Genomic DNA, 6,459 nt, shown 5'->3' with positions numbered 1-6,459 from the left:
GTGCTCGCCGAACGCCTCGAGGAAGGGCCGCTGCTGCTGGCCGACGTGGTGGATCCACACGCCGTCGAAGCCCAGGGCGATGACGTCGTGCAGCCAGGCCGCGTGGTACGCGAGATCGGCTGACACCTCGACGGAGCCGCGCACGTCATCAGGTCTCACGTGCCTGCTGGCCTCCTCGAAGTGGTCGACGTGATCGAGATCCCAGCAGACCGGAGGTGCGAAGACGTTCGACCGCCACTGGTCGTGGGCGATCGCAAGCGCCTCCCCGTCGGTCCCGGCCCACGAGATGTGAGCCTGCAGGTACACCGGCTTGGCGTCCCCGCCGTTGCTGCGGAACGCGTCGAGCATGCGCTCGAGCTTCTCGCGCGGCTGCTTGATCGTGACGAGGCCGTCGGCCCAGGCGCCGACCCATGCCGCCGTCTCCACGCTCACGGCCGCGCCGATGAGAGGCGGGGGGTTCGCGGGCAGAGTCCACAGCCGTGCGCGGTCGACCGTGACCAGCCCGTCGGCGCTGACCTCCTCGCCGGCGAACAGCGCGCGCATGACGTCGACGCACTCGCGCAGCCGCCGCTCCCGGATCGGCTTGGGCGGCCAGCGCTGGCCGGTGATGTGCTCGTTGGAGGCCTCGCCGGAGCCGAGCGCCACCCACAGACGGTCGGGGAACATCTCCACGAGCGTGGCCGCCGCCTGCGCAATGATCGCAGGGTGGTACCGCTGGCCGGGCGCGTTGACCACACCGAACGGCAGCCCCGTCGCCTGGAGCGCGGCGCCCAACCACGACCAGGCGAAGCCGGACTCGCCCTGCCTGCTGCTCCATGGCGAGAAGTGATCCGACGACATGCCGGCGTCGAAGCCGACCTCCTCGGCGAGCTGCGCCGCCGCCAGCAGCCGGCTCGGTGGTATCTGTTCGTGCGAGGCATGCCAGCCGAGGGAGGTCATCGGTCGGCCGCCTCGACGGGATGCGCGTGTGGTCCGTCACTCGGGAACGGGTCGCCGCCCCTCGTGGTGCCGATCATGAGCATCGCTGTCTCCTCCGGGGCGATGGCGGTGGCACACCGTACCGCCGCGTCGCGGGCCGGCACGCGCCGGGCGTCCGCCCGGTCATTCATGGTTTACTGACGCGGGCCTGGGGAACGGCCCTCCAGCGTCCCTTGCCAGCGCCCATGGACAGGAGTGCGTGATGGCCCGTCGGGGTTGCCCGGGTCCGGTCGATCCTGCCGGGTTGCGGGCGGACGCATGAGCGGCCTGGAGACGGGCTCCTTCGACCCCCAGGGTCCGGCCGCCGCGGCGATGGAGGGCCTGTGGTGGCTGATGTTCTGGCTCGGCCTGGCCGTGTTCACCGTGTTCGCTGCCCTGCTCGGCATCGGGTTGTTCCGCGGCCGCGCCACGGACCCACGGGACGAGGAGCCCGCGTCGCACGGGTTCACCCGCGGACTCGTGGTCATCGGCGTCGTCGTGCCGGCGCTGATCATCCTCGCCGTCTTCGTGGCCACGATCGTCGCGATGCGGTGGGTGCCGACCAGCGCATCGGACGACGCCATGGTGGTCGAGGTCACCGGTCACCAGTGGCGGTGGGAGGTCACCTACCCCGATGAGGGCGTCCGCGCGACGAACGAGCTGCACATCCCGGTCGGGCGGACGATCAACGTCCAGCTGACGTCGTCGGACGTCATCCACAGCTTCTGGGTGCCCGAGCTGGGCGGGAAGATGGACGCGCTGCCCGACGGCGTCAACACCCTGGTGCTGCGGGCCGACCAGCCGGGCGAGCACCGGACCCAGTGCGCGGAGTTCTGCGGGCTGCGACACGCAGACATGAAGCTGCTGGTCGTCGCGGAACCGGTCGAGCGGTTCGAGTCCTGGATCAGCGAGCGTCAGGCGGCGACGGACGGCGCCGAGACCGCCGTACGCGCAGCTGCGGCCGCCGAGGCCGGGCGAGCACGATGAGCAGCGACCGCCCGGACCTCGGACACCGGACCGCGACCCCAGCGTCCGAGGAGCCGCTGACCCACGACGAGCTCGACCGTCTCTGGGCGGACCCGCCCGGCCTGTGGGGCCAGCTGAGGGCCGTGCAGAACGACAACATCGGCGCGCGGCTGCTGCTGACCGGGTTCTTCTTCGTGCTGCTCGGCGGCAGCTTCGACTCGGTGGCGATGCGCCTCCAGCTCGCCGTGCCGGAGAACTCGCTGCTGAGCCCGCAGCTGTACAACGAGCTGTTCACCAACCACGGCTCGGTCACGATGTTCCTTGTGATCCTGCCGATCTTCGAGGGCTTCGCGATCCTGCTGCTGCCGCTGATCATGGGCACCCGGGAGATGCCGTTCCCCAGGCTCGGCGCGTTCGGCTACTGGACGTTCCTCCTCGGTGGCCTGCTGTACTACAGCGCGACGCTGTTCCAGCTCGTCCCCGACGCCGGGTGGTTCGCGTACACGCCGCTCAGCGGACCCGAGTACTCGACCGATCTCGCGATCGACTTCTGGATCCTCGGCCTCGGCGTGGCGGAGGTCGGCGCCATCGCCGTCGGCATCGAGATCATCATCGGCGTGCTGAAGATGCGTGCACCCGGCATGAGCCTGACACGCCTGCCGCTGTTCGCGTGGGCGATGCTGGTCACGGCATTCATGATCCTGTTCGCGTTCACGCCGCTGATCATCGGCAGCCTGCTGCTCGAGCTCGACCGCGGCTTCGGCACCCAGTTCTTCAACCCGGAGCTCGGCGGCAGCTCGCTGCTGTGGCAGCACCTGTTCTGGATCTTCGGTCACCCCGAGGTCTACATCCAGTTCCTCCCGGCCACCGGCATCGTGTCGATGATCCTGCCGGCGATGACCCGGCACCGGATCATCGGCTACAGCTGGATCGTCGGCGCGACGGTCGCCATCGGCTTCCTGTCGTTCGGGCTGTGGGCGCACCACATGTTCACCGTGGGACTGCCCACCCTGGTGCTGAGCTTCTTCGCGGCCGCCAGCATGGCGATCGCCATCCCTGCCGGCGTGCAGATCGTCGCCTGGGTCGCCACGATCTGGGCCGGCAGGCCGATGTGGAAGACGCCGTTCCTGTTCGTGATCGGCTTCCTCGTGGTGTTCGTCATCGGCGGGATCACCGGCGTGATGGTCGCCGCGGTGCCCTTCGACATGCAGGCCCACGACACCCACTTCGTCGTCGGCCACCTGCACTACGTGCTCATCGGCGGCGTGGCGTTCCCGATCTTCGCCGGCATCTACTACTGGTGGCCGAAGTTCACCGGGAAGATGCTCGACGAACGGCTCGGACGGTGGAACTTCTGGCTGCTGTTCGTCGGTGTGAACGTGGCCTTCTTCCCCATGCACATCGTCGGGCTGATGGGCATGCCACGGCGGATCTACACCTACGACGCCGACCTCGGATGGGGCATCTACAACCTCATCTCGACCGTCGGCGTGTTCATCATCGTGCCCGGCATCGGCGTCTTCATCTGGAACCTGGTCCGCAGCTACCGTCGCGGTGAGCCCGCCGGCAACAACCCCTGGGGCGCCGACAGCCTCGAGTGGGCGACGCCGTCGCCGCCCGCGGAGCACGGATGGTCGATCCTGCCGATCGTCCACAGCCGCCACCCGCTGTGGGACCAGGACGACCTGCAGAGCGGTCCACCCCGGCTGGAGCGCTTCGTCCACGGCCTGTCGGAGTGGCCGCTGCGGTGGCGGGCCGCGGTGATCGTGGGCACGGCCAGCGGTCGCCCGCAGGAGGTGTTCCGGGTCTCGGACCCATCGATCTGGCCGCTGATCGCCGGCGGTGGCGTGTGGCTGATCTTCCTGAGCGAACTGGCGAAGCTCCGCATCGGCATCGGCATCGGCGCGCTCGTGATCGTCGCGGCGGTCATCGCGTGGAACTGGCCGCAGGAACCGCCGATGACCTTGGAGGAGGAGGACGCCTTCGAACGCGAGCACGGCGTGCCGGTCAACGCCGGCGGCAGCGTCGTGGTGGCGGCGTGGGGGACCGGGATCGCGATCCTGTTCTTCGGGATCGCGCTCGGGTCCCTGCTGCTCAGCTACTTCTACCTGCGGCTGGAGAACCCCGTGTGGCCGCCGCCGGGCGTCGACGTCCCCATGTTGACCGGTGCGCTGGTACCGGCGGCCCTCATGGTGGTCAGCGTCGGCGCGGTGCAGTCCGCGCTGCGCCGTGTGCGTGCCGCGGACCAGCGGGGCTTCCTCAGAGGGCTGATCGTGACACTGCTCCTCGCCCTCGCCGGGGCGGCGGCGCAGGGCTACGACGTCGCAGGGATGGCCATCGGCCCGGGCGGCCATGCCTACGGCTCGGTGTTCGCCACCCTGACCGGCTTCGCGTACGTGGTGATCGCCGGTGTGCTCATCATGCTGACGATGGTCATCTTCTGGGCGCTTCGAGGTCAGTTCGACGTGCGGCGCCACGCGGTCGTGCGCAACGTCGCCACGCTGCACACGGCCGCCGTCGTGATGTGGCTGATCTGCTTCGGCACCCTGTACCTGGGGCCGGTGCTGACATGAGTGACCACGACCAGAATGCGGGCGCCCCGGCAGAGGGCGAGGGATCGATGACGGCGCCGAGCGGCACACCCGTCGCGGTCGACGTCTCCCGCGACCGGCGTGCGCGGCCGATCTGGGTGGCACTGCTCGCGGGACCCGTGATCTGGTTCGCGTACTTCGTGCTCGTCTACATGGTCACCGAAGCGGGGTGCGCCGGGGGTGGTCCGGGATTGCGGTTGCTGGCTCCACCGGTGCCGACCGTCGTGACCATCGTCGCCACGGTCCTCGCAGCGATCGCCTGCCTGGCGGCTGCCGTCTGGGCGTACCGTCGCTGGCAACGGCGCGACGACCGGTCCGGCACGGCGATGACCGATGACCTCGCCGCGGACCTCGAGATGGGCGACCGCAACGGACTGCTGGCGTTCGTCGGCTTCCTCCTGTCCCTGCTGTCGTTCGTGTCGGTCCTGCTGATCGGCCTGCCCGCCCTCGTGCTGCCCGCGTGCTGACCGTCGTCGCCCACGCGGGCCAGCCGCTGCAGCCGCACGACCTGTGGGCCGCGTGGAACCTCGATCCGCTCGTGATCGGCGCGCTGGGACTCCTCGTGTGGGCGTACCGGCGTGGTCAGATCGGCGGCCGCAGGCGCAACGCCGACGTGTGGCGTGCCCGGTGCTTCACCGGAGCGCTCGCGGCGATCCCACTGGCGTTGCTCTCACCGCTCGATGCGCTGTCCGGCGCGCTCGCGTCGGCCCACATGGTCCAGCACGTGCTACTGATCCTCATCGCGGCGCCACTGCTGGCCCTCGCGGCGCCGTCGAGCGCGCTGCTGCGGGGCACGCCGGTCGCGGTGCGCCGGACGACCGGGCGGTGGCGCCACCGGCTGGGTCTGACACACGCCAGCCTCGCCCCGTTGCGCCATCCTGTCGGCGCGTGGCTGCTGCACGTCGCCACGCTCTGGTTCTGGCACGCCCGCGTGCCGTACGACGCCGCGCTCGCCAACGACGTCGTGCACCTCGTCGAGCACGCCAGCTTCCTCGTCACGGCGCTGCTGTTCTGGCGCGTCGTCATGGGGGCGCGCGGCGCCGGACGCGTGTCCCACGGCTTCGGGGTGCTGCTCGTGTTCGCGATGGCGCTGCAGAGCGTCTTCCTGTCGGTGCTCCTGGTCTTCGCGCGGACCCCCTGGTACAGCGGCTATGCCGCGACGACCCGCCCGTGGGGGCTCGAGCACCTCGCCGACCAGCAGCTGGCGGGTGCGATCATGTGGGTGCCGGCCGGCCTCGTGTACATCGCCGCGGGCCTGGGCCTGATGGCCGCGTGGCTGCGGACGGCCGAGCGGGAAGGCATCGAGCTGTGACCCGGTGGGCCCGCGTGCTGACCGGCTCAGCAGCTGACGTCCCCCCAGGCGCGATGGCCTGACCGCTCCTGGCCAGGGCGCGTCGCCGACGGTCACCGCCGCGGGCACTCGTCGGTGTTCGACGCCGCGGCGGAGAAGCGGGCTGAGGAACGAGAGCGAGCTGGTGCCGTACTGGGTGTACCCGCGGGAGGGTGGTGCGCGGATCCAGCGCTACGTGCCGGCGCTGCCGTTGAGCCGGGACGCACACCAGCTCGCCGACCTGAAGCGCTCGATGGCGGCCTACGGTCTGGTGTTCGGCCAGCCACGTCAGGAGGACCTGGTCGCGTTCCTCAAGGACCGCCTCGACGACGCTGAGCTCGAACGCTTGATGACCGACCTCGCATCGACGTCACCCCGCCACCGCTGTCCGGGTCTCGGCGGTCCGAGTTGCGGTCGGCCGCCTCGCTTTCCATCCCGTCCTTCGACGGTGACGGCGATACCGACGGGGTGGACGGGAGTGCCAGCCGCGCCGCTCCGTCAGCACGGAGCGAGCTGTATCGACGGTTGCGGGACGAGCTGTATCGACGGTTCTGGACCGAGGTGGTCGACGAGCTCCGCCGTGCCGTTCATCGATGGCCATCATGCCCCCGGCCG

At 70.3% G+C, this 6,459-nt stretch carries 5 protein-coding genes; 4 read left to right on the top strand and 1 reads right to left on the bottom strand.

Annotation, left to right across the window (positions count from 1 at the left end; genetic code table 11):
• The coding region (locus VK923_02760; protein ID HSJ43587.1) for a TIGR03885 family FMN-dependent LLM class oxidoreductase at positions 1-939 on the bottom strand (939 nt) is incomplete at its 3' end.
• Between the two features lie 297 nt (positions 940-1,236).
• Here VK923_02760 and coxB point away from each other — a divergent pair.
• From coxB to VK923_02740, 4 genes are read left to right on the top strand one after another with little or no spacing between them, the layout of a single operon-like run.
• Positions 1,237-1,944, top strand: a complete 708-nt coding sequence (gene coxB, locus VK923_02755) for a cytochrome c oxidase subunit II (GenBank protein HSJ43586.1) — start codon at positions 1,237-1,239, stop codon at positions 1,942-1,944.
• On the top strand, positions 1,941-4,496 hold the full coding sequence (locus VK923_02750) for a cbb3-type cytochrome c oxidase subunit I (protein HSJ43585.1): 2,556 nt from the start codon (positions 1,941-1,943) through the stop codon (positions 4,494-4,496). Before coxB ends, VK923_02750 begins: the two co-directional genes overlap by 4 nt.
• Complete coding sequence (locus tag VK923_02745) at positions 4,493-4,981, top strand: hypothetical protein (protein ID HSJ43584.1); 489 nt, start codon at positions 4,493-4,495, stop codon at positions 4,979-4,981. Before VK923_02750 ends, VK923_02745 begins: the two co-directional genes overlap by 4 nt.
• Positions 4,975-5,826 carry a cytochrome c oxidase assembly protein gene (locus tag VK923_02740; protein HSJ43583.1) on the top strand — a complete coding sequence of 284 codons (852 nt, stop codon included), beginning with the start codon at positions 4,975-4,977 and terminating at the stop codon, positions 5,824-5,826. The genes VK923_02745 and VK923_02740 overlap by 7 nt, the downstream gene beginning before the upstream one ends.
• The last annotated feature ends 633 nt before the right edge of the window (positions 5,827-6,459 follow it).

It is taken from the genome of Euzebyales bacterium (assembly GCA_035461305.1).
Lineage (GTDB): Bacteria > Actinomycetota > Nitriliruptoria > Euzebyales > JAHELV01 > JAHELV01.
The sequence above is the reverse complement of the archived record's forward strand: the minus strand, read 5'-3'. Positions and strand labels throughout refer to the sequence as shown.